Raw genomic sequence first — 23,338 nt, 5'->3', positions numbered from 1 at the left:
GGGCGGACGACACGAAAGGCACGTTGACGGGTGTTCCAGGATTCCCCCATCTACGACCGACTTGTCGCCGAACGCGGTGACGTTCCCGAGCAGGTGCGACGGGATGCCGAGCGCGTGAGCAGGGAGCTGGAGGTGGTCATGCGCCCGCTGCACGCGCCCGGTCACCTCCCCGGCCCCGGTCACCTGCCCGGCCCCGGGCGGCAGCCGTCCCCGGGCGCCGGCTGGCAGCGCACCGCCCTGCTGCCCGGCCCGCGCCCGCACTGACGGGCGGCGCCGCGGCGGCACGCCCGGACCTCACCCCGCGGCCGTCGTACCCGGGCCGTCCGCGTCCGTCGCGTCCTCCGCGCCCGGCCGCGCCAGCCACTCGGCGATGGTGCGTGCGATCGGCTGGCCCGTGTCCACCTCCACGAAGCCGAACTGCCCCGACTGGTTGCACTCCAGGAACCACCAGGTGCCGTCGCCGTCCTCGGCGAAGTCGAGGGCCCCGTAGGCGAGTCCCGCCGCGCGGAGATAGGCGCGGACCGTCTCGGCCACCCGTGGCGGCACCTCCACCGGCCGCCAGGGCTCGCCGGACTCCGCGAAGCGGACGTCCACCTCGGCCGTGTCCGGTTCCGTCAGGGCGCTCTTCCGGGCCGCCAGCAACTCGTCGCCGACCGCGGTCAGCCGGATGTCGGCACGCTTGGCGACCCGGCGTTGCAGCAGCGTCGGACCGTGTGCCACGGCGGCGAAGTCGGCCTCGGGCGGAACCCGGCTGGTCGGCACCGCCAGGGGCGGATCCTGGGGGTGCGCGCCCGAGACGGGCTTGACCACCAGATCCGGGTACCGCTCGGCGAATTCGCGCGCCGCCCGCGGAAAGGTCGTGATCAGCGTGGCCGGCACGGGCAGCCCGCACCGCTGGGCCAGACGCAGCTGCCAGGGCTTGTAGCGCGCCCGGTGCGCCGCGTCCGGCTGGTTCATCCAGCGCGCCCCGCTGCCGCGGAGCATGCCGTACAGCGCCTGACCGGCCTCCTCGGTCAGCCACGCGGACGGCTGGGCGGCCCGGGTGGCCGCACCGCCCGGCCTGCGCACCCAGACGGACCGCAGCCCGCCGATGCTCACCAGACGGCCGCCCGAGGACAGATGGCCCCGGAAGGCACCGTGCACGAACTCGCCGGAGAGCGCGACGGAATCGGGCAGATCCGCGGGGTCCAGGCGGACCACCGGTACTCCCGACGCGTTCAGGTGCACCACCACCATGTCCGCGGTGACGTCCTCTTCACTGGTCAGGATCAACACGGTCATTCTCAGCGGTCCGTGTTCAGTCGTCGAAGTGGGTCTTCGACCCCGCGGTGGAGGTCGTGGTCCCCAGCTCCCTCAGCAGTGCGTGGTCGCAGGCGGCGACCCGCCCGTCCAGCAGCACGTTCAACTGCAGCCCGGAGTCGTAGACGTACGGAGTGGTGGCTTCCAACTCCACTGCCGGCCGTGCGTAGTTGAGCGCGAACGGTTGCATCGTCTCTCCCTAGTCGGTGCTGTGCCGATCAGTTGACGACCCCATCGCGCCGTCTTCCGGTCCGCCGACTTCCTTCGGCTTCCAGAGACTTATACGAATCGAACGGGTGATTGGTTTCCTTACGCTGCGTAGTCACCGGGCGGGCCGGTGCCCTGTCGCGGGTCCGTGCCGTCCCGCCGGCCGCCGAGAGAGCCGCGTGCGGAACGCAGTGCGAGGAGCAGTACGCCGATGTCGTCCAGGTAGACCGGGTCGGGCACCAGGTCCGCGGGGAGCACCAGATAGAGGACGGCGCCCCAGAAGACCCAGCGCGGGCCCGTGGGGAGCCCGGCTCGCCTGAGGTCCCGTCGGGTGCGGACCAGCCGCACCAGGACGGCCACCGCCCCCGCGAGGACCAGAGCGGCGAGCAGCGCCGCCACCAAGATCACCACTGTCGTCGTGTCCACCGGTCCCCTCCTTCGGGCTGCGCGGCACGCACCCACTTTCCCGGATGCCCGTTCGGGGCGACGGCAAGACCGGTGTGTGACGTCTCTCATCCCTGTGGCCCACCCGGAGTGGCAGCGCGCGCCGGACGTGCCTAGTAATGGGCAACACAGCGCGAGTCGCATGTCGGGGACGCAGGGCGGCCGCACCCCCAGTACACGGAGGGACCATGACCACCGGCTCTTCATCACCCCGTTCGCCCGAGTACGCCATATCCGCCCTGGACCTGCCCACCGGGGAGACGACGACGGGCACGGGCACGACGCGTCCACCCGGCGGGGCTCCCGGCGCCCGGCACTCCTCCGCCCGGGAAGCGGACGCCCGGTACGCGGACATCTGGGAGTCCGACCTCGACGACCGGCGCGCCGACGGCACCGACCGCCCTGAGCCCGACTTCCCCGACTCCGAGTTCCCCGACGACGACCTCCTCGACGACGACCTCCTCGACGACGACCTCCTCGACCCCGACCACCACGGCGCCGGCCGCCAGGAGTCCGGCCCCCGCGAGGCCGGCCGCCTCGAACACGCCGCCGACGGCACGCAGGAGCGCTCCTACGGGGACCCCGTCGGAGACCTCGTGCGCGCCGCCGTGGCCGACCGCCCGCTGGACGAGGTCGTCGACCTGATCACCACGCTGGAGCGGTCCCCCCAGTACGCGCAGGCCACCGTCGACGCGCTCCGCGCGGTCGGCGTCAACCGGTCGGTGGAGGACGTCACCCGGCTGGTCGGCCTGCTGACCCGGCCGCCACGCCACCCGGACAGCGCCGACGAGGCGATCAGGGCCGCCGCCGAATGCCGCTCGGTGGAGGACGTGACCCGGCTGATGGCACTGCTGCACCGCACGCCCCTGGAGCCGCACTGCGGCCGGGAGGCCGTACGGGCCGCCGCCACCGGCCGGCCCGTCGAGGAACTGGTCGACCTGATCGGCCGGCTCGCCGAGAACGGACACGAACGCCCGGAGCGGCCCGACGCACGGCAGCTGCGGGCAGCCCAGGACGCGAACGACGAGGAGGACGGCCGCGAGAGCCACGGGCGGGCGCCCGCCGACCGACCGGCACGACGCTCCCGCGTCTTCGGCGGGGCGGACCGCCGCGGCCGAGAGCGCCGCAGGACACCGCGCCCGTCCCGCCGGGACCGCGACCGCGGGTCCGAAGGCCGCGCCCACCGCGACGGCCGCGCCGCCCGCCGGTCCGCCCGCGGCCCGGCCTGGCCCGCGTGGCTCACCGTCGCCGTCCTGGCCGGCTGCGGCGTGGCCTTCTTCCCCCTCCACCGCGCCGATGCCTCGGCCCCCGTCTACGGCGTCGCCCTCGGTCTGTCGGCGCTCTGCCTGGTGCTGGCCCTGTTGCTGACCGTGCGGCCGGCCGTGGCACTGCTCGCCGCGGCGGTCGTGGGACCGGCGGCGCTGGCCGCGGCCAAGCTCTACGGCGGCGTGACCCCGTCGTCCCCGGTCTCCCGGGCCGCGGACCTGACGCTGGCCCCCACCTGGGTCGCGGTGGCGGTCGCCGTGACGGCCGCACTCGTCGCTCTCACCGCCCTGTGCGTGCGGGTGGCCTCACAGGACACCACCCGACGGCACCGGCCGCCCCGCCGGATGACCGCGGCGCGCGCCGCGGACTGACCCCGTCCATCTCGTGGTCCGCGCCGGGAGGAGCTTCCGGCGCGGACCTGTGCCGTCCTCACACCCCCAGCATGCCCGCCGGATGCTCGTGTTCGAGGAGGGCGGTGAGTACCCGGTCCGGTGTGAGGGGGAGTTCGCGGATGCGGATGCCGGTGGCGTGGTGGACGGCGTTGCCGATGGCCGCGGCCGTGCCGACGATGCCGATCTCGCCGATCCCCTTGCTGCCCATGGGGTTGAGGTGGTCGTCGGCCTCGTCGACCCAGTACGCCTCCGGGGCCACGACGTCCGCGTGCGCGGGCACGTGGTACGAGGCCAGGTCGGACTGGGTGAAGTCGCCGAACGCCGGGTCCATCGTGCTGTCCTCGGTCAGCGCCATGCCCAGGCCCATCGTCATGCCCCCGATGAACTGGGAGCGGGCCGTACGGGCGTTGAGGATGCGCCCCGCGGCGAAGACGCCCAGCAGCCGCGTCACCCGTACCTCGCCGGAGACCGTGTCGACGGCGACCTCGGCGAAGTGGGCGCCGAACGCGTGCCGGGCGTACGCACTCTCGGCGTCGACCGTGCCCGAGGTGTCGGCCTCGGCCACCAGGCCCTCCTCGGGCAGCGGCTCCGAGCGCCCGGCCAGCAGACCGGTCAGCCGGACGCACGCCGCGTGCACCGCCGAACCCCAGGACGCGGTGCCCGAGGAACCGCCGGCCACCGAGCCGAAGCCGATGTCGCTGTCGGCGATCTCCATCCGGACCGCGTCCAGCGGGGCGCCGAGGGCGTCGGCGGCGATCTGCGCGAGCACCGTCCGGGCACCCGTGCCGATGTCGGTGGCGTTGACCCGGACCAGGAAGCCGCCTCCGGGCAGCGCCCGCGCCGACGCCACGCCGGGTCCCACCAGGACGGGATAGGTGGCCGAGGCCACCCCGCTGCCGATCAGCAGGGGACCGTCCGCGCGGGAACGCGGGCGCGGATCCCGGCCCTCCCAGCCGAAGCGGCGGGCGCCGTCGCGCAGGCACTCCACCAGATGCCTGCTGCTGAAGGGCTTCCCGCTCTCGGGCTCGGTCTCCGGTTCGTTGCGGATCCTCAGCTCCACCGGGTCGACGCCGAGTTCGACGGCCAGCTCGTCCATGGCCGACTCGAGGGCGTACATGCCGGGACACTCGCCGGGCGCGCGCATCCACGACGGCGTGGGCACGTCCAGCGGCGCCACCCGGTGGAGCGTGCGCATCGCCGGAGCCGCGTACATCACGCGCGCGGGCACCGCCGCCTGCTCCACGAACTCCTTCACCCGCGAGGTGTACGTGGTCACCTCGTGCGTCAGGGAGGTGAGCCGGCCGTCGGCGCCGGCCCCGATCCGCAGCCGGTGCAGGGTCGGCGCGCGGTGCCCGACGACCGCGGGCAGGTAGCGGCGCGGCAGCGCGACGGTCACCGCACGGCCGGTCTCCCGCGCCGCCATCGCGGCGAGCACCACGTCGGGGCGCGGCGTGCCCTTCGACCCGAAGCCGCCGCCCACGTGCTCCGAGCGCACCGTGATCCGGTCCTCCGGCACGGCGAACATCCGGGCGAGTTCGGCGCGGACGGACGAGGTGCCCTGGCTGGAGGAGTGCACCGTCAGCCGGTCGCCGTCCCACCGCGCCGTACTGGCGTGCGGTTCCATCGGGTGGTTGTGCAGCGGCGGCACCCGGTACCCGACGTCGAGCCGGGTCGCCGCGGACGTGAAGGCGCCGTCCGGATCGCCCAGTTCGGTGACGGCCGGGAATCCGCCGTTGGCCGTCTCGGGGACGTACGCCTCCGGGTGCGAGTCGGTGAGCGTCACGTCGTGGCCCTCCGTCGCGTACGTGACGCGTACGGCCGCGGCACCCGCACGGGCCGCCTCCAGCGTCTCGGCCACCACGAGGCCCACGAACCAGCCCCGGTGCGGCACCCGCGGGCTCTGGAGCACGGCCAGCACGGGGTCGTCGGGGTCCCCGAGGCGGGGCGCGTTCTCGTGGGTGAGCACCGCGAGCACGCCGGGCAGCGCGAGCGCGGCGGCGGTGTCGACGGCGGTCACCCGGCCCCGGGCGACCGTCGCCGGTACGGGCCAGGCCTGGGCGTGGTCGGGGGCGTCGTACTCGGCGGCGTACCGGGCGGTGCCGGTGACCTTCTCCCGCCCCTCCCGGCGCTCGGCGGGAGCGCCCAGGACGGTCTCGGTGGCGGTCATGGGGTTCTCCTCGGGGACGCCGGGTTCAGGTCGTGGCCGGCGGGGCGAGCCGGCCCAGTACGTCGAGGGCGAGACGGCGGGCCAGGGGCACCTTGTACGCGTTGTCCCGCAGCGGTTCGGCGGCGGCCAGCTCCAGGTCGACGGCGTGCTCGAAGGCCGCCGTCGTGGGCGCGGCGCCGGTCAGCGCGTCCTCGGCCCGCCGCGCGCGCCAGGGCCGGTGGGCCAGCGCCCCGAAGGCGATCCCGGCCCGCACCACCACCCCGTCGTCGATGTGCAGCACGGCGGCGACGGAGGCCAGCGCGAAGGCGTACGACGCCCGGTCGCGGGCCTTGCGGTACGCCGAGGGCAGACCGGCCGTGGCGGCGGGCAGGACCACGCCGGTGATCAGCTCGCCGGGGCGGATCTCCGTGTCCCGCTCCGGGTGCACGCCCGGCAGCCGGTGGAAGTCGGCGGCGGGCACGCTCCGGGTGCCCTCGGCGCCGGCCAGCTCCACGCGCGCGTCGAGGGCGGCCAGCGCCACCGCCATGTCCGACGGGTTGGTGGCGATGCACTGGTCGGAGTGGCCCAGCACCGCGTGGTCGCGGTGCACCCCCTCCAGGGCGCCGCACCCGGTGCCGGGCTCCCGCTTGTTGCAGGGCTTGGAGGGGTCCTGGAAGTAGGGGCAGCGGGTGCGCTGGAGCAGGTTGCCGCCCGTGGTGGCGGCGTTGCGCAACTGCCCCGAGGCGCCCGCCAGCAGCGCCTGGGACAGCGCGGGGTAGCGGTCGCGGACCACGGGGTGGGCGGCGAGGTCGCTGTTGCGGACCGTCGCGCCGACCCGCAGCGCCCCGTCGGGCAGCTCCTCCACCGTGTCCAGCGGCAGCCGGGTGACGTCGACCAGGGCGGTCGGCGTCTCCACACCGAGCTTCATCAGGTCCACGAGGTTGGTGCCGCCGCCGAGGTAGCGGGCGCCGGGGTGGGCCGCGAAGGCTTCGGCGGCCTCGTCGACGCTGTCGGCGCGTACGTACGCGAAGGGCTTCACGGGATCACGTCCTCGACGGCGTCGGCGATCCGCGGATACGCGCCGCAGCGGCACAGGTTGCCGCTCATCCGCTCCCGGATCTCCTCCCGGGCCAGCGCGACGGGCTGCCCGGAGGGCGTCGCCGGGTCGGTGACGTGGGACGGGTGGCCGGCCGCGGCCTCGGCGAGCACGCCGACCGCCGAGCAGATCTGGCCCGGGGTGCAGTACCCGCACTGGTAGGCGTCGCGGTCCAGGAAGGCCCGCTGCATCGGGTGCAGTTCCTCGCCGTCCCCCGCGAGGCCCTCGATGGTGGTGATCTCGCAGCCGTCCAGGGCGACCGCGAGGAGCAGGCAGCCGTTCATGCGCCGGCCGTCCACCAGGACCGTGCAGGCGCCGCACTGCCCGTGGTCGCAGCCCTTCTTGGCGCCCGCGAGCCCGAGATCCTCCCGCAGGAGGTCCAGCAGGACCCGGCGGTGGTCGACGGTGAGGGTGTGCGGCTTCCCGTTGACCCGGAGCGTGGTCTGCGACCGGGCGGACTCCGGGGGGCGGGAGGCGGGGTCGCTCTCGTGCTGGCTGTCCATGGTGTCGATGACCTTCCGGGACGGGCCCTGGTGCTGTGGCCGTCCGCGTATCCATCTGACGCCGGATGACACGTGAGGGTGCCCTCAGTCGGTGGTCCCGCCCGGTGGACGGGACGTCTCCCGGCTCTCCGTCCCGGGAGGCGCGTCCGGCGGCGTCTCCGGCCGCGATTGCTGCCGCGGCGGACGGGCGGCGCCCCTGAACCGCTCCAGCGTGCGGGTGAGTCCCCGCAGCGGGGACGCCGGGGACGCCTCGGCGGGCGGCGGCGCGGCCGGAACCGCGCCGGCCGACTCCCGGTACCCGGCCAGCGCCTCGGCCGCGCGTTCGGCCGCCTCCCGGTACAGGTCCCGGGACTGCGTCATGGCCTCCAGCGCCTCGGCGTACATGGCCACCAGCCTGCGCTCGCGCTCCAGCTCCTCCTGGAGGGTCAGCAGCCGCCACTCCTCCCGCAGCGAGGCGAGGTCCGCCACCGCGTCGCCGGGCAGCGGCCGGTCCAGGGCGTCGAAGGACGTCACCGCCTTGATCAGCCCGGTCGGCTCGGAGCCGTCAAGGAAGACCGTGCGGACGGAGAACGCGTCGGCGTCGTAGTCGGCCGGGGCCGGGGTGCCGGGCAGCACCACGGCGCCGCCGCGCGGCACCTGGACGCCGAAGTCCTCCAGCGCCCAGTTCACGACCCGCAGCTGCTGGGGCGCGGCACGGTGCTCGACCACCCGGTGCCGCAGACCGGGCGGCAGCCGCCGGGCCAGCGGCACCCGGCCGCGGTGGTCGGTGGTCATCGCCTCGTGCACCACGACGTGGATGTTCCAGGGGCTGCGGCCGGCCTCCTTGATCAGCCGGCGTACGGCCTTGTCGTCGTCCGGCAGCGCGTTGATGCCCCGCAGCCGCAGTCCCGTAGCGGCGTCCCGGTCCCAGGTGACGTCCGGGTCGTCGGGCCAGAACATGGTGGCGGGGGAGGGCCACTCCGGATCCCACGCTTCCTCCGCCTCGGCCAGCAGCGTCCACTCCTGGCCGCCCGCCGAGCCGGGCTCCAGGATCAGCCTGGCCCGTACGGTCACCGCCTCGGGAACCTTCCAGCGGGCCTCGAAGACGCGGCGGCCGGGGAGCCCGTCGTCCGGCGTCTCGTCGGGGGGCTCCAGGAAGTCGTCGAGGACGAGGTCCTTCTTCAGCCGCTCCAGCGTGTGCCGGACGGTGTCCTCGGCCGCGGAGCCGACGTGGCGGCCGCGGGCGGCCCACAGTGTGGGCGGAGTCGTGGGGCGGGCGCTGGGAGAGGGTGGCATGGGTCCATCGGGCAGCAGGGACACGGACGTAGGCAAGTATCGACGCCGCAGGTCGGCGGAGAGCATCCGGGGGTCCGCCGACCGGGCGGGCCGCGACGTGGCGGGGGTGGGTGGTGGGCGAGGGCGGGCAGGAGTACCGCGACCGACCGTACGGCACGACAAGGAGCGACCCGATGAACCTCGACCTCCACGGACGAACCGCACTGGTGACCGGATCCTCGCAGGGCATCGGTGCGGCGATCGCCGCCGGCCTGGCCCGGGCCGGGGCCACCGTAGGCGTCAACGGGCGCGACGCGGGCCGTCTGGAGGAGGGCGTCGCGAAACTGCGGGCCGAGGTGCCGGACGGCGTGTTCGTGCCGGTCGTGGCCGACCTCGGCACCGAGGAGGGCGCCGCACTGGCCATGGAGGCGATGCCGGACGTCGACATCCTGGTGAACAACCTCGGTGTCTTCGGCGCGGTGCCGGCGCTGGAGATCAGCGACGACGAGTGGCGGCGGTACTTCGAGATCAACGTCCTCGCGGGTGTCAGGCTGACGCGGGCGCATCTCCCCCGGATGAGGGAAAGGGGCTGGGGCCGGGTGCTGTACATCGCGAGTGACTCGGCCGTCGTCGTCCCCGCCGAGATGATCCACTACGGCGTCTCCAAGACGGCCCTGCTCGGGGTCGGCCGCGGCTTCGCCAAGGAGGCCGCGGGCAGCGGCGTCACGGTGAACTGCGTCATCGCGGGCCCCACCCACACGGAGGGCGTCGAGGACTTCGTCTACCAGCTGGTCGACCGGGAGCTGCCCTGGGACGAGGCACAGCGCGTCTTCATGCGCGAGCACCGCCCGCAGTCCCTGCTCCAGCGGCTGATCGAACCGGAGGAGATCGCCAACCTCGTGGTGTACCTCAGCTCGCCCCTCGCCTCCGCCACGACGGGAGCCGCCGTCCGCGTGGACGGCGGCTACGTCGACTCGATCCTGCCCTAGCGATTCACTCCGGCTCACCTGCCCGGGGCCGCCTCCCGGTGGTCCGCGTCGTCCCAGGCCCTGGTGTCGCGCGGCTCCACGTAGGGCTCCTCCTCGGGCGGGTGGCCGCCCTCGATGACCCGCTGCCGGGCCAGTTCGGCGTCGAACTCCAGGCCCAGCAGGATGGCCAGGTTCGTCACCCACAGCCAGACCAGGAAGACGATGACACCGGCCAGAGTCCCGTACGTCTTGTTGTACGAACCGAAGTTGGCCACGTAGAAGGCGAACCCGGCGGAGGCGGCCAGCCAGATCAGCAGCGCGACCACACTGCCGAGGGAGACCCACTTGAAGCCCTTGACCCGGGCGTTCGGCGTGGCCCAGTACAGGATCGCGATCATGAAGGTGACGAGCACGACCAGCACCGGCCACTTGGCGAGGGACCACACCGTCAGCGCGGTGTCGCCGATGCCGAGCGCGGTGCCCGCCTGCTGGGCCAGACCGCCGGTGAACACGACGATGAGCGCGCTGACCACGGCCAGCACCAGCAGCACCACGGTCAGGGCCACCCGCAGCGGCAGCACCTTCCACATCGGGCGCCCCTCGGGCACGTCGTAGACCGCGTTCGCCGCGCGGATGAACGCGGCCACGTAGCCGGACGCCGACCAGACGGCGCCCGCCAGACCGGCCACCGCCAGCACGGAGCCGAGCCCCGCCCTGGCCTGCAACTGCTCCACCGCGTCGGTGACGATGTCCCGCACGGAACCGGGCGTGAGCTGCTGGATGTTCTCCAGCACCTCCTGGGTGGCGGAGGGCCCGGCGACGCCGAGCAGGGAGACCAGCACCAGCAGGGCCGGGAACATGGACAGCACGCCGTAGTAGGTCAGGGCCGCGGCCCGGTCGGTGAGTTCGTCCTCCTGGAACTCGGCGACCACGCGCTTCACCAGCGCGGTCCAGGAGCGGCCCGGCAGTTCGACCGGGGAGTCGGGGGCGGCGCGCTCGGTGGAGGCCTCCGGACCGTAGTCCTCGGGCGCCGCCTCGTCCGGGGTCTCGTCCGGCGCCTCGTCCGCTCGGTCGTCCTTGGGGTGCTTACGGATGTGGGGAAGGTGCAGTCGGGCCATGGGGGTTCGGGTTGCCCGTCCCGGCCGGAGCACGCCCCTCGGGTGCGGACCGACGCGCGCCGGGTGTGCGGCGGGCACCCGGGACGGCGGTGGTTCACCCGTGGCCGGCGCGGCTCCGGCGTCCGCACAATGGGTCCCGCGGGCGGGTCCGCCCACCATCCGCATCGGGGCGGGCCTGTCCGCACCGACCCCTCGCCGGCCCGCACCGAACGTCCGCTGCCGGGGCCGAAATACCGCAGTATGCCGGAGCGCGTGCACGTTCCTCTGGAAAATGCCAAAGCGCTCACCAGACGCGTGCACTTTCCGTAGTCTCGGCGTCACGTTCGCGGTACAGCCGTGCAGGGGGAGGGGATCCGGCGTGCCCGGAATCGACGAGAGTCTGCTGGAAGCCATGCGACTGCCCGGCGCGCGGGGCGCGTCGCTGGTCGACTGGATCAGCGGACTCGCCCTGGGCGCCGTCGGCGAGGCACCGGGCGGCGACTGGGAGGCCACGGCGGCCGAGACCGCCGAACTGGCCCGGCACGTCGCCGAGAGCGGCTCCCTGGCGGCCGGCGAGACCGGTACCGCCGTCGACCCGGGCAAGGCGCCCCCGGTGGAGGACCTGATCGCCACCACCGGCGACGCCTACCACCTGCTCCGGTTCGTCAGCACCCCCTTCGACAGCACGGTCTTCCTCCACCTGTGGCTGGGCCGGGACGACGGAAACCTCGCCCTGGCCCGCATCCGGCTGGCGGAGATGGCGGACCGCCTGGTGCTCGGATGACCAGAGTGACCACCACCTGGGCCACGCAGGAGACGACGTCGGCCGCCCTCGGCGCGCTCGCCGCCGAGGGGGCGACCGGCGCGCTCTCGGGCGAGCGGGGCATCGTCTACCTCTCGGCCGGCCGGATCGTGCACGTCGAGTCGGCCTTCACTCCCGACCTCGGCGCGCTGCTCACCCGCAGCGGCGCGGTCCCCTCCGACGGCTGGTGGGACGCCGTCGACCGGGGCGGAGCCCAGCACCGGGTGGGGCACCGGCTCGTGGACAGCGGGCGGCTCACGGCCGGCGCGCTGGAGGTCTGCCACCTGGGCGCGCTGTTCGACGCCGCGTACTTCGTCCTCGCCCACGACACGCGCGCGCACCGGTTCCGGCCCGGCGCGGTGCACTGGCTCGGCGCGGTCCGCTCCGTGCCGGTCGACGCGGTCGTCCGCGAGTCCGGACGCCGGCGCGCCCTGCTGGACCGCATCTGGCCGGACCCCGCCATCGACACCGTCCCGCTGACCCGGGTGCCGGGCGCCGGCCGGGCCGGACTGCCGGTGCGGCGCGGCCGGACCCTGACGCAGGTCGACGGTGTGCGCACCGCCGCGCAGATCGCCTCGTCGCTCGCCTGCCGCACGTACCACACCCTCGTCGAACTGCGCCGCCTGGCCGCCGACGGCCTCGTCGTCGCCGCGCCGCCCGTCGCCCCGCCCTCCGCACCGGAACCCGACCCGGGCGGCACCGTGTGGGACGACCCGGACACCGCCCTGCTGCGACGGCTCCGACACGCCCTGGAGGCCCTGTGATCCGCGCGCGCCGTCAGCGTGCCGAAAGGAGACTGCTCATGGCCGTCGAGAGCGACGTCCTGGACGAACTGCACCGACTGCGCAACCGCGTGCCCCAGTTGACCGGGTCACTCGCGGCCACCGTGGACGGACTGGTCCTCGCCCACGACGCGCCCGGCACCGAACCCGAGGGCCTCGCCGCGCTCACCGCCGCCGCCCTCGGCGTCGCGCACCGCATGGCCGAGGCCACCTCGCGCGGCGGCTTCCGCGAGCTGCTGCTGCGCGGGGCGGACGGCTACGTCGCCACCTACGCGGCCGGTCCCGCCGCCGTGCTCACCCTGCTCGCCGACGGGCGGGTCAACGTGGGCCGGCTGCACCTGGAGGGCCGGCGCAGCGGCGCCCGCATCGGGGAGCTGGTCGCCGCCCAGATCGGCCACGACCGGGGCCGCGCCCCGGCCGCCTTGGAACCCGCCCCGACCCCCGCCGCGGACACCGCCCGGCCCATCGGCACCCTGCCGGTGCGCACCCCGCAGCGCCCCGCACACCGACCGACCCCCCAGGCCGGCGGCCACCGCCGGCCGACCTGACCACCGATCGCGTACCGATCACGTCCGGAAAGGAACCACCATGGCCAACCTGGAGACCTCGCTCAAGGAATGTCTCAGCTCCATCGACGGAGCGTCCGCCGCCGCGCTGGTCGACTACACCAGCGGCATGGCGCTCGGCACGCTGGGCGGGACCAAGGAGTTCAACCTGGAGGTCGCAGCCGCGGGCAACACCGACGTCGTACGGGCCAAGCTGCGCACCATGGAACACCTCGGCCTGAAGGAGGAGATCGAGGACATCCTGATCACCCTGAACACGCAGTACCACATGATCCGCCTGCTCAGGGGGCGCGGCGGCAACGGGCTGTTCCTCTACCTGGTGCTGGACGCGAGCCGCGCGAACCTCGCGATGGCCCGCCACCAACTGCGCCGCATCGAGGCCGAGCTGGAGGTCTGACGGCCGCGGGCCCGGCGGGGGACTCCCCGCCGGGCCCGGCCGCACCGGGCCGAAGCGGCCCGGGTACGACGGATCAGGCGCCGCTCTCGCGGAGCATGTCCTCACGCTCGACGAGCTTGATGCGCTCCCGCCCGAACGGCACGCCCTGCGCCTTCTCCGCGGCGTCGAGGCGGTACCAGCCGTCCCAGGTGGTGAAGCGGACGTTCCGCTCGGCCAGGAAGGCGTCCACGGCCTCCGGAGCGGGCGAGGCGGGCGTCTGGAGACGGCCGTTCCTGTAGTCGTCCAGCAGGTTGGACACCGTCTCGTTGGCGTCGCCCTTGGTGTGGCCGATCAGGCCGACCGGGCCGCGCCGGATCCAGCCGGTGACGTACGTCGACTGAAGGTGCTCGCCGGACTCCTGGACGACCCGGCCGCCCTGGTCCGGGACCGTGCCCGAGTCGATGTCCCAGGGCAGCTTGGGCAGCTGGTCGGACAGGTAGCCGACCGCCCGGTAGACGGCCTGGACGTCCCAGTCCTTGAACTCGCCGGTGCCCTTGACGTTGCCGGTGCCGTCCAGCGCGGTGCGCTCGGTGCGCAGGCCGACCACCTTGCCGTCCTCGCCGAGGATCTCGGAGGGCGACTCGAAGAAGTGCAGGAACAGCTTGTGCGGCCGGTCGCCGACGTCGCGGATCGCCCAGTTCTCCAGGGTCTTGGCGACCATGTCGGCCTGCTTGTTGCCGCGCCGGGTCGCGATCGAGCCGTCGTCGTAGTCGATGTCCTCGGGGTCGACGATGACCTCGATGTTGGGGGAGTGGTCCAGCTCCCGCAGCTCCATCGGGCTGAACTTCGCCTGCGCCGGGCCGCGGCGGCCGAAGACGTGGACCTCCAGCGCCTTGTTGGCCTTGAGGCCCTCGTAGACGTTCGGCGGGATCTCGGTCGGCAGCAGCTCGTCCGCGGTCTTCGCCAGGACGCGCGCGATGTCCAGGGCCACGTTGCCGACGCCGAGGACGGCGACCTTCTCGGCCTCCAGCGGCCAGGTGCGCGGGTAGTCGGGGTGGCCGTCGTACCAGGCGACGAAGTCGGCGGCGCCGTAGGAGCCGTCCAGCTCGAAGCCGGGGACCTTGAGATCGCGGTCGGCCGTGGCGCCCGTGGCGAAGATCACACCGTCGTAGAAGGCGCGCAGGTCGTCCAGGCTGACGTCGGTCGGGTAGTTCACGTTGCCGAAGAGACGGATCTGCGGCTTGTCGAGCACCTGGTGGAGGGCGGTGATGATGCCCTTGATCCGCGGGTGGTCGGGCGCGACGCCGTAACGGATGAGTCCGAACGGGGCGGGCATGCGCTCGAAGATGTCGATGGAAACGCCGGGGTCGGCGGCCACTTCGGACTTGAGCAGGGCGTCGGCCGCGTAGATCCCGGCGGGGCCGGATCCGACGATGGCTACCCGCAGAGGGCGGGGCATGTTCAGGTTCCCTTCGAGCGGTAACAGATCGACTCTCGGGGAAGCCTAAGCTAAGGCAAGCCTAAGTCGGTACGCGGGTCCGGTCTATGAGCCCATAAGAGCGGCTTATGGGATCTCATGGTTGGGCTTTGCCGTCGGGTTTGAACCCCTCGTCACGGGTGACGCATGCGTGGAGCGCCGGGTGATCGCGCCCCGTGCCGCGACACGAGGGGAGCCCGCGTGCAGCGTCCGGACGACAGCTCGGATCCGAACCGGTGGCGGGCCCTCTGGGTCACGCTGGTCGCCGGTTTCATGACCCTCCTGGACGTGACGATCGTCGCCGTCGCCCTGCCGTCCATGCAGCAGGGGCTGCACGCGTCGGCGGCGACCGTGCAGTGGGTCGTCTCCGGCTACGCGCTCGCCTTCGCCCTGACCCTGGTGACGGCCGGCCGGATCGGCGACGCGTTCGGCAGGCGCCGCGTCTTCCTCGCCGCCCTCGCCGCCTTCGTGCTCTTCAGCGCCGCCGCCGGCGCCGCGCCGGGCATCGGGCTGCTGGTGCTCGCCCGCATCTTCCAGGGGGTCGCCGCGGGGAGCCTCGCACCGCAGAACTCGGCGCTGATCCAGCAGCTCTTCCGGGGCGCGGAACGCGGACGCGCCTTCGGGCTCTTCGGTGCCACCGTCGGCGTCTCCAGCGCCGTGGGACCGGTCGTCGGCGGGGCGATCCTGGCCCTGGCCGGCCCAGAGGGCTGGCGGTGGATCTTCTACGTGAACGTGCCGGTCGGCGTGGTCGCGCTGGTGCTCGGCTTCCGCCTGCTGCCCCGGGTGGCCCCCGGCGGCCCCGGACGGCTGGACCCGGTGGGCGTGGCGCTCCTCGGTACCGGGATCCTCGCCCTGATGCTGCCGCTGGTCCTCGCCGAGTCCGGCGGCCTGACCCGGGTGTGGTGGATGTTCCCGGCGGGCGCCGCCGTCCTGGTCGCCTTCGCGCGGTGGGAGCGCCGGATCGCCCGTCGCGGCGGGCAGCCGCTCCTGGAACCGGGCCTGCTCACCGAGACCCGCGGCTACGCCACCGGCGCGGGCCTGGCCGCGCTGTACTTCGTCGGGTTCAGCGGGGTGTGGCTGGTCTTCGCGCTCTTCTTCCAGAACGGCCTGGGCTACTCGCCTCTTGCGTCCGGCCTGGCGGTCACCCCGTTCGCCGTCGGATCGGCCGTCGCCGCGGCGGTGGCGGGCCGCCTGGTCGAGCGGCTGGGCAGGCTGCTGACGGTCTGGGGACTCGTCGCCGTGATGGCCGGCCTGGGCACCACCGCCCTGCTGCTCTGGCTCGCGCCGCCGGACCGGGCCGCATGGTTCGCGGTGCCGGCCCTGCTGCTCGGCGGTCTCGGCAGCGGCTGTGTGATCTCCCCGAACATCACGATGACCCTGCGCGACGTCCCCGTGCGGATGGCGGGCGCCGCGGGAGGCGCCCTCCAGACGGGGCAGCGGCTCGGCGGCGCCGTGGGGACCGCCGCGCTTCCCGGCCTCTTCTACCTGACGCTGAACGCCACCCACGAGGACTACCAGGAGGCGGTGGCCCTGTCCGTGGGGTGCGGTGTCGCCGCGATGCTGTGCGCGCTGACCGTCGCGGTCCGCGACTGGCGCCGGGACCGCCCGGGCGACGAGCGGGGCTGCCCGCCGGAGACGTCCCACAGCCACACCCACGCCGGTCAGGGCTGACCCGACCGCCCCACGTGCGGACGCGGTCAGCGCCGCTTGCTGCCGAACTTCCGCAGCATCTGCTGGGCCTGCGCGCGGCGGCGCGGGTCCGCGGCCGCGCGGCGCACCTGCTCGGTCGCCCTGCGCCCCTGCGGGCTGCGCGCGAACCGCTTGATCCGGTCCAGGATTCCGGCCATGACGTTCCTCCGAGTCGACGACGGTCCCTGCTCTGACCGTCCTCTACCCCCGGGACCCGCGAACACCCCTGCCGCAACCGCGCACGTTTGACGCCGTCCCAGTGGGCACCCGCAGGGCAGACCATCGCACACGAACGCCGAGAGGTGAGGCACTGTGGCCGGCAACCAGAAGTCGAAGGCCAAGATGGAGCAGGCCAAGGGAAAGGCCAAGGAAGCGGTCGGCCGGGCCGTCGGCAACGAGAGGATGACGGCCGAAGGCCGCGCCGAGCAGTCCAAGGGTGACGCCCGGCAGGCCAAGGAGAAGGGCAAGGACGCCTTCCGGCACTGACATCGGGGCGCAACCCCGCGGCGCGGGCCGCGGAGTCCGGCACACGGCCGGCTCCGCGGCCCGCGCCGTGCCAGTGGCCCGGGGACGGGCCGCCCTCAGCCGATGTGGTAACTGTCCCCGTACACCTGCCAGTCCAGCGGCGGGTCGAGGTCCAGGTTGCCGTCGTCGAGGAAGACGCGCTGCGCCGTGTCGATCCGGCTGGTGTCGCTGTGCGCCTCCTCCTGCCTCATCGCCCACACCCGCTCGTCGAGGAAGGCGTGCAGGTAGGTGACCTCGTCGCCGCCCTGAGCCGGCGGCCGGGCCCGGCCCAGGGCGCGCTCGCGGATGCTGCCGAAGCTCAGCGGGTCACCGCCGCCGCCGTGCATGACGATCGCGTCGTAGTACGCGAACTGACCCAGCGCGCGCAGCCCGTCCGCCTTGCCCTGGCGCACGGCCGGGTCGAAGTAGACGCGGTCGCGCTCGTCGTCCTGCGCGCCGCGGAACGCGGGATCGCCCGCCGCCCGGCGCCAGTCGTCGGGATAACCGGGGTCCAGACCCTCGTGCGAGTCGGAACCGTCGACCCGGCGCAGCGCCGGCAGGTAGCGGGCGAGCACGTTGCCGGGGCTGCGGTCGCTGTACAGCTCCACCAGGTCGAGCATGTCGCCGGTGCCGGAGCAGAAGCCGATGATGCCCGCGGTGTAGCCGCGGCCGTCGCCGATGTCCTCGATGTACTGGTACTGCGCCTTCCAGTCGAGCGAGGAGTTTTCCGCGCTCGACACGAGTTGCATGGCGATCTCCTTCTTCGCCGGGTCGTCGAGCCCCGCCGCGCGCACGGACGCGGCCGTGGCCCGCGAGGGGGTGAGCAGGGGGACGGTTGCCAGGGACGCGCATGCCATGGCGAGCACGGTACGGCGCGAGAGGCCCGCGCGGGGCGCGGGGTCGCTGAAGGGGTGCCTCACGGAATCTCCAGTCGGTGGTGGGGGGTTGGGAGTGCCGGGCACTGATAGGAAAGTTTCCTACCAGATGCGGGGCGTGCTGGGCACCCGTCGGGCACGAAATTGGTACGGACCGAGGGCGGTGGCGCCCGCCGCGGTCACGGCATCGGCTGCTCCGCCCAGATGACCTTGCCGGCCGGCGTGTAGCGGGTGCCCCAGCGCTCGGCGAGCTGCGCGACCAGGAAGAGTCCGCGCCCGCCCTCGTCCGTCATGGCCGCGTACCGCAGGTGGGGCGAGGTGCTGCTGCTGTCGAACACCTCGCAGACCAGGCTGCGGTCGCGCAGCATCCGGACGTGGACGGTCTCACCGCCGTACCGGATCGCGTTGGTGACCAGCTCGCTCAGGATCAGCTCCGTGGAGAACGCCAGGTCGTCAAGGCCCCACTCGGTGAGCTGCCGGGTGACCTGGGAGCGCACCTCGCCGACGGCCGCCGGGTCGGACGGCACCTGCCACTCGGCGACGTGGTCGGGCCCGAGGGTGCGGGTACGGGCCACGAGCAGGGCGATGTCGTCGCCCGGCCGGTCCGGTAGCCGGGCGTCCAGGACGGTCCGGCAGGTCTCCTCGGGCGACTCGCCGGCCGTCTCCAGCGCCTGGCGCAGGTGCGCCAGACCGACGTCGATGTCGTGCCCCCGGTCCTCCACCAGACCGTCGGTGTACAGCACCAGCCGGCTGCCCTCCGCCAGCCTCAGCTCGGCCGTCTCGAACGGCAGGCCGCCCAGCCCCAGCGGGGGACCGGCGGGCACCTCGGGGAACTCCACACCGCCGTCGGGCCGGATCAGCGCGGGGGGCGGGTGGCCCGCCCGGGCCATCACACAGGTGCCGGCGACCGGGTCGTAGATCGCGTAGAGGCAGGTCGCGCCGGTGACCGGGGCGGTGCCGTCGTCGGTCTGCTCGTCCTGGTCGATGCGGCCGACCAGCTCGTCCAGCAGGCCGAGCAGTTCGTCGGGCGGCAGGTCGAGGGCGCTGAAGTTGTGCACCGCCGTCCGCAGCCGGCCCATGGTGGCCGCCGCGTGCAGCCCGTGCCCGACGACGTCGCCGACCACCAGCGCGACCCGGGCGCCCGACAGGGGCAGTACGTCGAACCAGTCGCCGCCCACCCCGGCCTGCGCGGGCAGGTACCGGTAGGCGACGTCCAGGGCGTTCTGGTCCGGCATCCGGCGCGGCAGCAGACTGCGCTGGAGGGTCACCGCCATGCTGTGCTCGCGCGTGTAGCGCCGGGCGTTGTCGATGGAGACCGCGGCCCGCGCGACCAGTTCCTCGGCGAGGGCCAGTTCGTCCTCGTCGAACGGCTCGGGCGTCCCGGAACGCCAGAAGCTGACCACCCCGAGCACCAGTGTGCCCGCGCGCAGCGGCACCGTGATCAGCGAGTGGATGCCGTACTCCAGGATCTGCGCGGTGCGTTCGAGGTCCTGCGCCTGCCAGCCGGACGCCACGTCGAGGCGGGGCTCCAGGAGCGGCGTGCCGGTCCGCAGGGTCCGGCCCTGCGGGGAGGAGTCCACGTAGTGCAGCTGCCGGCCCACCGGGTACAGCGGGGCCTCCGGTGTCCCGCTGACCGCGGTGCGGCGCAGCGCCGTGACGCCCTCCGGCTGGCCGCCCGCCAGCACCGCGTCGAACAGGTCCACGCTGACGTGGTCCGCGAACCGGGGCACGGCCAGCTCCGCCAGCTCCTCGGCGGTGCGCGTGACGTCCAGGCTGGTGCCGATGCCCACGCCCGCGTCGTACAGCATGTCCAGGCGTTCCCGCGCGGTCTCGGCGCGTCCGGACAGGGCCCGCAGCTCCGTGGAGTCGCGGAGGGTGGCGACGCTGCCCGCGGGGCCGCCCCGGACGTCCGTGGGCCGCTGGTTGACCGCCAGCAGCCGGTCCTTGACCCGGTGCACCTCGTCGGTGGCGACCCGGCCGGAGGCCAGCAGCTCCGCGGTGTCGGCCGGCAGACCGAGGTCGAGGACGTTGCGTCCCTCGGCGTCGGGGGGCAGGTTGAGCAGGCGCTCGGCCTCGTCGTTGGCGAGCAGCAGCCGGCCCTTCGGGCCGACGATGAGCACGCCCTCGCGGACGCTGTGCAGGACCGCGTCGTGATGTTCGTACATCCGGGTCATCTCGCGCGGTCCCAGGCCGTGCGTCTGGCGCAGCAGCCGCCGGCCGACGAGCGCGGTGCCCGCCGTCGCCACGACCAGGCCGACCGCCGCCACGATCAGCACCAGCGGCAGCTGCCGTTCGGCGGCGCCGCCGACGTTCTCCGTGGTGATGCCGGCCGAGACCAGGCCCACGACCGTGCCGTCGGGTTCCTCGACCGGCACGATGGCCTGGACCAGCGGTCCGAGCGTCCCGTCGACCTCCTCGGTCACCGTCTCCCCGGCCAGGGCGGGGGCGATGTTCCCCACGAACTCCCGGCCGATGCGGTCGGGCTTGGGATGGGTGTAGCGGATGCCGTCGGTGTTCGTGACGACCACGAAGTCCACGCCGGTCGCCTTGCGCGCCGCCTCGGCCCGGGGCTGGAGCACAGCCGTGGGGTCGGGGGAGCGCAGCGCCGCCAGGATGCCGGGGGAGTTGGCGAACGTCTCGGCCACCGCGACGGACCGGTTGCGGGCCTCGACGGTGCTGTCGTGCCGGACCTGGAGCACCAGCGCCACCGCCGCGGCCACCACCAGCAGCAGCACGATGACCACGTTCATGACGAAGACCTGGGCGGCCACGCTGCGTCCGGACAGCGCCCGGCGCAGTGCCGAGTGACGCCGCCCCGCGTCCGTCCCCCGCCGTGTCGGGTCCGCGTCCCTTTGGTGTCGGGCGAGCGGGCCGCTGGGACGACGGGGTGACCGTTCTCCCGATCGACCCCTCAGTCGGACCATGTGCCCATGTCTACACTGCCGGGCTCCGTGAGGCGAGGGGCACCCCCTGTGCCCACGGGGTCCGCCGGACGGCGGGCCGTGGGCGCGGTCATCGGGAGCTCCCGGGGCGGGGACGGCGGGTGGCGAGCAGCAGGGCGATGTCGTCGGCGCGGTCCGTCGCGTGGCGGGAGGTCACGATGAGCCGGTCCGCGACGCCGGCCAGCGCACGCCTGCCGGGTCGCGCGGCGGGCGCTCCCGCCCTGGCCAGGGCCAGCCGCAGGGCGGTGATGCCGTCGTCGATGTCGCTGCCGGGCCGCTCCACCAGCCCGTCCGTGTAGAGGGCGAGGACGGCACCCGGCTCGACGCGGAACTCGGTCAGCGGATAGGGCGCCCCGGGGTCGACGCCGAGCACCACCCCACCGGGGAGGTCCAGGGCCTCGGTGCGTCCGTCCGGGTGGCGCAGGAGCGGGGGCGGATGGCCAGCGCGGGAGGCGAGGGCCCGTCCGGTGGCGGGGTCGAGCCGGATGTAGCAGCAGCTCGCGAACAGGCCCGGGTCCAGGTCGGCCAGCAGGTGGTTGACGCCGCTCATCACCTCGTCGGGCGGCCGGTCGCCGAGGGCGAAGGCGCGCACCGCGCTGCGCAGTTGCCCCATCGTGGCCGCGGCCTGCACGCCGTGCCCCTGCACGTCGCCGATGACCAGGGCCATGCCGTCCCCGGAGGCGACGACGTCGTACCAGTCGCCGCCCACCTCCATGCCCTGGGTGCCCGGCAGATAGCGTCCGGCGGTCTCCAGCAGGGGATGGGCGGGCAGCCGGCGGGGCAGCAGCACTCCCTGGAGGCCCCGGGCCAGCGCGGTCTCGGACTCGTAGCGCCGGGCCTTCTCCATGGCGTGGGCGATCAGCCCGGCCAGCGCGGTGAGCACCGCGCGTTCCTCGGTGCTGAAGCCGCGCGCGCGGTCGAAGCCGAGGATGCAGGAGCCGACCGGGCGTCCGGAGGCGATCAGCGGCAGGAAGGCGCGGGCGCCCTCCGTGGCGTCCAGCGGGATGCCCGGGTACGCGGCGGCCAGGTCGTGAATGGAGTCGAAGAAGAGCGGCCGGCCGCTGGTCAGCGTCTCGACTCCGGGCAGCCGGGCGTCCAGCGCGACGCCCTCGAAGGGCGCGAGGAAGCCCGGCGGGAAACCCGTCTCCCAGGCCAGGTGGAGGTGGCGGTCCTGGAGCAGGTAGATGGCGAGCCGGCGGCCGCCGAAGGCGGACAGCAGCTCCCGTACGACCACGGCGGACACCTGGCGTGCGGTGACCGCCTCGGTCAGGGCGACGGCCAGCACGATCGGGCGGTACTCGGCCGCCGTCGAGGCGATCGGCGGGGCGGGGGGGACGCCGGCCTCGGGCTCCGCCTCCGGCACTCCGTGCTCGGGGGTGAGGCCGGCAGAAGCGTCGGCCACCCGGTTGGCGGGCCGGAGGGTGCCCGTCAGGAGGTCGGGGCCGGGGTAGACGGAGACGGCCAGCCAGTCGCCCTCGAAGGGCTGCGGGGCGCTGCGGCGGCTGCCGTCGGGCGGGCGCCGGACATGGAAGCGGACCGGGTCGGGGGAGAGCAGCGCACCGCGCAGATGGTCCTCGTAGGCGGCCTGGTCCAGCCAGGGAACGGCCTCCCACAGCGAGCGGCCGAGCAGCCCGGCGCGGGGCCGGCCCAGCAGCTGGGCGGCGCGCGGGTTGGCGTAGACGACCGTGCCCAGCCGGTCCACGCAGAACACGCCGTCCGGCAGCAGGTCGGCGGCGGCGTCGGCCACGGTGCCGGCGAAGGGGTCGCGGACCGCTCCCCGTACGGTCACGCCGTCGGCGCGGGCCGCCCGCGGCCGCCACAGCTCGACCAGGCGCAGCGCCCCGTCCGCCGCGCGCACGTACAGGGGGAGCCGTGGCGGCCGGCCGGCGGCGGTCTCCCGCAGGGCGGCGGCGAGCCGGTGCCCGTCGTCGGGCGCCAGGACGGCGGTGAGCGACCCGAGCGCTGTGGTGGGTCCGGCGGTGCCCGCGGGCATGCCGAGCAGGACGCACAGCGGTTCGTCGAGGGTGACGGCGCCGGTGACCGGATCCCAGGCGAAGCTTCCGGCGTGCTGCGGGTGCCGTCCGGCGGGGGGCGGCCGGACGCACAGCGGTTCGCTCTCCCAGAGGACCGGCGGCGCGTCGCTGTCCTCGTCCAGGCGCTCCAGGGCCGCGCCCAGGTCCTGTGCGAGCCCCGCCATCCGGTCGGCGCCCTCCAGCACCTCGGCGGCGTCCGAGGCGGCGGGGCGCAGGACGGTCAGGACCCCGTACGTCCGCCTCGCCCCGGCGACGGGCACGTACAGCGATCCGAACGGGAACGGCAGGCCGGCCGCGAACTGCGGGTAGCGGCGCATGGTCTCCGCGGCGTTGGGCAGCACGACGCGGACACCCAGCCGGTAGGCGTCGGCGACCGGGAACGGGCTGTCGGTGTGCAGGCGCCACCAGGGCCGGAACAACCGTCCGGGCAGTCCGGCGAGCACGGCGAGCCGCAGGAGGCCGGGCGTTGCGGAGGGCAGGTAGACCCCGCTCACCCGGCCGCCGGCCGCGTCGACCGCCCGGACGCAGGCGTCGATCAGCAGCGCCGTCAGCCGTCCGGGCGTCCGGTCCGCTTCCTCGGCGCCTGCACTCATCGGCCCCACCTCGTCCGTGCGCCGCCG

The 23,338-nt window shown here is 74.3% G+C and carries 22 protein-coding genes; 9 read left to right on the top strand and 13 right to left on the bottom strand.

Annotation, left to right across the window (positions count from 1 at the left end; all coding sequences use genetic code 11):
- Window positions 1-30: 30 nt before the first annotated feature.
- Entirely contained in the window at window positions 31-264 is a 234-nt protein-coding gene (locus ACZ67M_RS18685; RefSeq protein WP_361367161.1) for a hypothetical protein, read from the top strand.
- Between the two features lie 30 nt (window positions 265-294).
- On the opposite strand, the gene tgmB is transcribed toward ACZ67M_RS18685, so the two are convergent.
- The 3 genes from tgmB to ACZ67M_RS18670 form a co-directional block, all read right to left on the bottom strand.
- On the bottom strand, window positions 295-1,281 hold the full coding sequence (tgmB, locus tag ACZ67M_RS18680) for an ATP-grasp ribosomal peptide maturase (RefSeq protein WP_469851775.1): 987 nt from the start codon (window positions 1,279-1,281) through the stop codon (window positions 295-297).
- Between the two features lie 16 nt (window positions 1,282-1,297).
- Window positions 1,298-1,489: a putative ATP-grasp-modified RiPP gene (gene tgmA, locus ACZ67M_RS18675; protein WP_003978169.1), complete on the bottom strand. Its 192-nt coding sequence runs from the start codon at window positions 1,487-1,489 to the stop codon at window positions 1,298-1,300.
- A gap of 119 nt (window positions 1,490-1,608) precedes the next feature.
- Window positions 1,609-1,932, bottom strand: a complete 324-nt coding sequence (locus tag ACZ67M_RS18670; RefSeq protein WP_361367167.1) for a YkvA family protein — start codon at window positions 1,930-1,932, stop codon at window positions 1,609-1,611.
- A 206-nt stretch (window positions 1,933-2,138) separates the two neighbouring features.
- Here ACZ67M_RS18670 and ACZ67M_RS18665 point away from each other — a divergent pair, with 206 nt between their 5' ends.
- Window positions 2,139-3,587 carry a hypothetical protein gene (locus ACZ67M_RS18665; protein ID WP_467324543.1) on the top strand — a complete coding sequence of 483 codons (1,449 nt, stop codon included), beginning with the start codon at window positions 2,139-2,141 and terminating at the stop codon, window positions 3,585-3,587.
- Between the two features lie 58 nt (window positions 3,588-3,645).
- Here ACZ67M_RS18665 and ACZ67M_RS18660 read toward each other — a convergent pair whose 3' ends face one another.
- The 4 genes from ACZ67M_RS18660 to ACZ67M_RS18645 form a co-directional block, all read right to left on the bottom strand.
- A complete protein-coding gene (locus ACZ67M_RS18660; RefSeq protein WP_469851773.1) occupies window positions 3,646-5,775 on the bottom strand; it encodes a xanthine dehydrogenase family protein molybdopterin-binding subunit in 2,130 nt (709 codons plus the stop codon).
- A 25-nt stretch (window positions 5,776-5,800) separates the two neighbouring features.
- On the bottom strand, window positions 5,801-6,793 hold the full coding sequence (locus ACZ67M_RS18655; RefSeq protein ID WP_469851771.1) for an FAD binding domain-containing protein: 993 nt from the start codon (window positions 6,791-6,793) through the stop codon (window positions 5,801-5,803).
- Window positions 6,790-7,353, bottom strand: coding sequence for a 2Fe-2S iron-sulfur cluster-binding protein (locus ACZ67M_RS18650; RefSeq protein WP_392013300.1), 564 nt, complete (start codon window positions 7,351-7,353; stop codon window positions 6,790-6,792). Before ACZ67M_RS18650 ends, ACZ67M_RS18655 begins: the two co-directional genes overlap by 4 nt.
- Window positions 7,354-7,437: 84 nt before the next feature.
- Window positions 7,438-8,628 carry a hypothetical protein gene (locus ACZ67M_RS18645; RefSeq protein ID WP_361367181.1) on the bottom strand — a complete coding sequence of 397 codons (1,191 nt, stop codon included), beginning with the start codon at window positions 8,626-8,628 and terminating at the stop codon, window positions 7,438-7,440.
- 173 nt (window positions 8,629-8,801) lie between these two features.
- Here ACZ67M_RS18645 and ACZ67M_RS18640 point away from each other — a divergent pair, with 173 nt between their 5' ends.
- The gene (locus ACZ67M_RS18640) at window positions 8,802-9,596 is read left to right on the top strand and encodes an SDR family NAD(P)-dependent oxidoreductase (RefSeq protein WP_361367184.1); all 795 of its coding nucleotides are present in this window, start codon (window positions 8,802-8,804) and stop codon (window positions 9,594-9,596) included.
- A 14-nt stretch (window positions 9,597-9,610) separates the two neighbouring features.
- Here the strand turns inward: ACZ67M_RS18640 and ACZ67M_RS18635 are convergent, their stop codons facing one another.
- Entirely contained in the window at window positions 9,611-10,693 is a 1,083-nt protein-coding gene (locus tag ACZ67M_RS18635; RefSeq protein ID WP_392013294.1) for a YihY/virulence factor BrkB family protein, read from the bottom strand.
- 358 nt (window positions 10,694-11,051) lie between these two features.
- Between ACZ67M_RS18635 and ACZ67M_RS18630 the strand changes: the two genes are divergently transcribed.
- The 4 genes from ACZ67M_RS18630 to ACZ67M_RS18615 are packed head-to-tail and all read left to right on the top strand — an operon-like array spanning window position 11,052 to window position 13,219.
- A complete protein-coding gene (locus tag ACZ67M_RS18630) occupies window positions 11,052-11,456 on the top strand; it encodes a hypothetical protein (RefSeq protein WP_125495756.1) in 405 nt (134 codons plus the stop codon).
- Window positions 11,453-12,238 carry a hypothetical protein gene (locus ACZ67M_RS18625; RefSeq protein WP_392101405.1) on the top strand — a complete coding sequence of 262 codons (786 nt, stop codon included), beginning with the start codon at window positions 11,453-11,455 and terminating at the stop codon, window positions 12,236-12,238. Before ACZ67M_RS18630 ends, ACZ67M_RS18625 begins: the two co-directional genes overlap by 4 nt.
- 38 nt (window positions 12,239-12,276) lie before the next feature.
- The gene (locus ACZ67M_RS18620; protein WP_469851769.1) at window positions 12,277-12,804 is read left to right on the top strand and encodes a roadblock/LC7 domain-containing protein; all 528 of its coding nucleotides are present in this window, start codon (window positions 12,277-12,279) and stop codon (window positions 12,802-12,804) included.
- 40 nt (window positions 12,805-12,844) lie between these two features.
- A complete protein-coding gene (locus tag ACZ67M_RS18615; RefSeq protein ID WP_161341383.1) occupies window positions 12,845-13,219 on the top strand; it encodes a roadblock/LC7 domain-containing protein in 375 nt (124 codons plus the stop codon).
- Between the two features lie 73 nt (window positions 13,220-13,292).
- Here the strand turns inward: ACZ67M_RS18615 and ACZ67M_RS18610 are convergent, their stop codons facing one another.
- Window positions 13,293-14,657 carry an FAD-dependent oxidoreductase gene (locus ACZ67M_RS18610; RefSeq protein ID WP_122619117.1) on the bottom strand — a complete coding sequence of 455 codons (1,365 nt, stop codon included), beginning with the start codon at window positions 14,655-14,657 and terminating at the stop codon, window positions 13,293-13,295.
- 219 nt (window positions 14,658-14,876) lie between these two features.
- Here ACZ67M_RS18610 and ACZ67M_RS18605 point away from each other — a divergent pair, with 219 nt between their 5' ends.
- On the top strand, window positions 14,877-16,346 hold the full coding sequence (locus ACZ67M_RS18605; RefSeq protein WP_469851767.1) for an MFS transporter: 1,470 nt from the start codon (window positions 14,877-14,879) through the stop codon (window positions 16,344-16,346).
- Window positions 16,347-16,372: 26 nt separating this feature from the next.
- Here ACZ67M_RS18605 and ACZ67M_RS18600 read toward each other — a convergent pair whose 3' ends face one another.
- Window positions 16,373-16,522, bottom strand: coding sequence for a hypothetical protein (locus ACZ67M_RS18600; protein WP_361367199.1), 150 nt, complete (start codon window positions 16,520-16,522; stop codon window positions 16,373-16,375).
- A 154-nt stretch (window positions 16,523-16,676) separates the two neighbouring features.
- Between ACZ67M_RS18600 and ACZ67M_RS18595 the strand changes: the two genes are divergently transcribed.
- Window positions 16,677-16,850: a CsbD family protein gene (locus ACZ67M_RS18595; RefSeq protein WP_122619119.1), complete on the top strand. Its 174-nt coding sequence runs from the start codon at window positions 16,677-16,679 to the stop codon at window positions 16,848-16,850.
- Window positions 16,851-16,945: 95 nt separating this feature from the next.
- On the opposite strand, the gene ACZ67M_RS18590 is transcribed toward ACZ67M_RS18595, so the two are convergent.
- From ACZ67M_RS18590 to ACZ67M_RS18580, 3 genes are all read right to left on the bottom strand, one after another.
- Window positions 16,946-17,788 (bottom strand): chitosanase, encoded by an 843-nt coding sequence (locus ACZ67M_RS18590; protein WP_469851764.1) that lies wholly within the window; start codon window positions 17,786-17,788, stop codon window positions 16,946-16,948.
- 134 nt (window positions 17,789-17,922) lie between these two features.
- Window positions 17,923-20,667 (bottom strand): SpoIIE family protein phosphatase, encoded by a 2,745-nt coding sequence (locus ACZ67M_RS18585; protein ID WP_392238698.1) that lies wholly within the window; start codon window positions 20,665-20,667, stop codon window positions 17,923-17,925.
- Between the two features lie 88 nt (window positions 20,668-20,755).
- Complete coding sequence (locus ACZ67M_RS18580) at window positions 20,756-23,311, bottom strand: SpoIIE family protein phosphatase (protein ID WP_469851762.1); 2,556 nt, start codon at window positions 23,309-23,311, stop codon at window positions 20,756-20,758.
- Window positions 23,312-23,338: the final 27 nt, after the last annotated feature.

The sequence above is a fragment of the Streptomyces sp. NPDC107500 genome, assembly GCF_055582785.1.
This window is presented reverse-complemented; position numbering and strand designations above follow the sequence as displayed.

Bases quoted from the DNA above. Each gene is read 5' to 3' on its own strand.
- ACZ67M_RS18580 (WP_469851762.1), bottom strand. From the start codon at position 23,311: ATGAGTGCAGGCGCCGAGGAAGCGGACCGGACGCCCGGACGGCTGACG.
- ACZ67M_RS18645 (WP_361367181.1), bottom strand. From the start codon at position 8,628: ATGCCACCCTCTCCCAGCGCCCGCCCCACGACTCCGCCCACACTGTGG.
- ACZ67M_RS18640 (WP_361367184.1), top strand. From the start codon at position 8,802: ATGAACCTCGACCTCCACGGACGAACCGCACTGGTGACCGGATCCTCG.
- ACZ67M_RS18610 (WP_122619117.1), bottom strand. From the start codon at position 14,657: ATGCCCCGCCCTCTGCGGGTAGCCATCGTCGGATCCGGCCCCGCCGGG.
- ACZ67M_RS18625 (WP_392101405.1), top strand. From the start codon at position 11,453: ATGACCAGAGTGACCACCACCTGGGCCACGCAGGAGACGACGTCGGCC.
- tgmA (WP_003978169.1), bottom strand. From the start codon at position 1,489: ATGCAACCGTTCGCGCTCAACTACGCACGGCCGGCAGTGGAGTTGGAA.
- ACZ67M_RS18660 (WP_469851773.1), bottom strand. From the start codon at position 5,775: ATGACCGCCACCGAGACCGTCCTGGGCGCTCCCGCCGAGCGCCGGGAG.
- ACZ67M_RS18615 (WP_161341383.1), top strand. From the start codon at position 12,845: ATGGCCAACCTGGAGACCTCGCTCAAGGAATGTCTCAGCTCCATCGAC.
- ACZ67M_RS18650 (WP_392013300.1), bottom strand. From the start codon at position 7,353: ATGGACAGCCAGCACGAGAGCGACCCCGCCTCCCGCCCCCCGGAGTCC.
- ACZ67M_RS18600 (WP_361367199.1), bottom strand. From the start codon at position 16,522: ATGGCCGGAATCCTGGACCGGATCAAGCGGTTCGCGCGCAGCCCGCAG.
- ACZ67M_RS18585 (WP_392238698.1), bottom strand. From the start codon at position 20,667: ATGGTCCGACTGAGGGGTCGATCGGGAGAACGGTCACCCCGTCGTCCC.
- tgmB (WP_469851775.1), bottom strand. From the start codon at position 1,281: ATGACCGTGTTGATCCTGACCAGTGAAGAGGACGTCACCGCGGACATG.
- ACZ67M_RS18620 (WP_469851769.1), top strand. From the start codon at position 12,277: ATGGCCGTCGAGAGCGACGTCCTGGACGAACTGCACCGACTGCGCAAC.
- ACZ67M_RS18635 (WP_392013294.1), bottom strand. From the start codon at position 10,693: ATGGCCCGACTGCACCTTCCCCACATCCGTAAGCACCCCAAGGACGAC.
- ACZ67M_RS18665 (WP_467324543.1), top strand. From the start codon at position 2,139: ATGACCACCGGCTCTTCATCACCCCGTTCGCCCGAGTACGCCATATCC.